The 1,185-nt window shown below is 51.4% G+C and carries 1 rRNA gene; it reads right to left on the bottom strand.

Annotated features, from left to right (window positions below):
• Positions 1-15: 15 nt before the first annotated feature.
• Positions 16-1,185 (bottom strand): 23S ribosomal RNA (locus tag AC0V2Y_RS27710); the annotation flags it as partial.

Here is a 1,185-nt window from a genome sequence, read left to right as displayed (position 1 = left end):
ACCTGCTAAGGTTATAGGGACAAGCCGTACGGGCAATTAGTACTGGTTAGCTTAATGCATTACTGCACTTCCACACCCAGCCTATCAACGTCCTGGTCTCGAACGACCCTTCAAAGAGCTCAAGGCTCTGGGAAATCTCATCTCAAGGCAAGTTTCCCGCTTAGATGCTTTCAGCGGTTATCTCTTCCGAACTTAGCTACCCGGCAATGCCACTGGCGTGACAACCGGTACACCAGAGGTTCGTCCACTCCGGTCCTCTCGTACTAGGAGCAGCCCCCTTCAAATTTCCAACGCCCACGGCAGATAGGGACCAAACTGTCTCACGACGTTTTAAACCCAGCTCACGTACCACTTTAAATGGCGAACAGCCATACCCTTGGGACCGGCTACAGCCCCAGGATGTGATGAGCCGACATCGAGGTGCCAAACTCCCCCGTCGATATGAACTCTTGGGAGGAATCAGCCTGTTATCCCCAGAGTACCTTTTATCCGTTGAGCGATGGCCCTTCCATACAGAACCACCGGATCACTATGTCCTACTTTCGTACCTGCTCGACTTGTCAGTCTCGCAGTTAAGCACGCTTATGCCATTGCACTATCAACACGATGTCCGACCGTATCTAGCGTACCTTCGAACTCCTCCGTTACACTTTAGGAGGAGACCGCCCCAGTCAAACTGCCTACCATGCACTGTCCCCGATCCGGATAACGGACCAAGGTTAGAACCTCAAACAAACCAGGGTGGTATTTCAAGGTTGGCTCCACGAGAACTAGCGTCCCCGCTTCAAAGCCTCCCACCTATCCTACACAGATTGGTTCAAAGTCCAATGCAAAGCTACAGTAAAGGTTCATGGGGTCTTTCCGTCTAGCCGCGGGTAGATTGCATCATCACAAACATTTCAACTTCGCTGAGTCTCGGGAGGAGACAGTGTGGCCATCGTTACGCCATTCGTGCAGGTCGGAACTTACCCGACAAGGAATTTCGCTACCTTAGGACCGTTATAGTTACGGCCGCCGTTTACTGGGACTTCAATCAAGAGCTTGCACCCCATCATTTAATCTTCCAGCACCGGGCAGGCGTCACACCCTATACGTCCACTTTCGTGTTTGCAGAGTGCTGTGTTTTTATTAAACAGTCGCAGCCACCAGTTTATTGCAACCCTTTCACCCTCATGGAGTAAACCA

This window comes from Janthinobacterium sp. BHSEK (assembly GCF_056174685.1).
Note: the sequence above shows the minus strand (reverse complement) of the source record. Positions and strands in the feature narration are given on the sequence as shown.